General features: G+C 59.6%; 1 protein-coding gene. It reads right to left on the reverse strand.

Annotation, left to right across the window (positions count from 1 at the left end; translation table 11 throughout):
• Positions 1–339, reverse strand: a 339-nt coding sequence (locus tag DVK06_RS17855; RefSeq protein ID WP_233561824.1) for a twin-arginine translocation signal domain-containing protein, incomplete at its 3' end; no start/stop codon positions are given.
• Positions 340–441 lie beyond the last annotated feature (102 nt).

The following is a 441-nucleotide window of genomic DNA, read 5'->3' on the forward strand; positions in this document are numbered from 1 at the left end:
CTGCGAGTCGACCCAACCGCCGCCCTCGTTGAGGTGCTTCACCGCGAGCTGATAGGCTCGAAGCTCGTCTTCACCCTCCGAGGCGTACGGTCCCGACTGCGGGACGTTGAATCCGAACGTGGCCGTGTCGCCCTCGATGGGGAAGTTGCCCAGCGCCGGGTAGTCGTCGCCACCATCGCCGCCGTCACCGCCGCCGCCGTCGCTACCGCCGCCACCATCACCACCGCCGCCGTCGCCACCGCCGGTACACCCCGCCAGCCCTGCCAAGCCAGCGGTTCCGACAGCACCAGTCGCCTTCAACACATCTCGCCTATTGAGCGGCTTGCTATCCCGTGCCATAGACACATCGGCGGATACATCGTTAATAATAGTTATGTATTGATTCCCTAATATCTGTGTAATCAATCATTATATATTGGTGGGATCTACAACATGATATAA

The sequence above is a fragment of the Halorubrum sp. Atlit-28R genome (assembly GCF_003665955.1).
GTDB classification, from domain to species: Archaea; Halobacteriota; Halobacteria; order Halobacteriales; family Haloferacaceae; genus Halorubrum; species Halorubrum tropicale.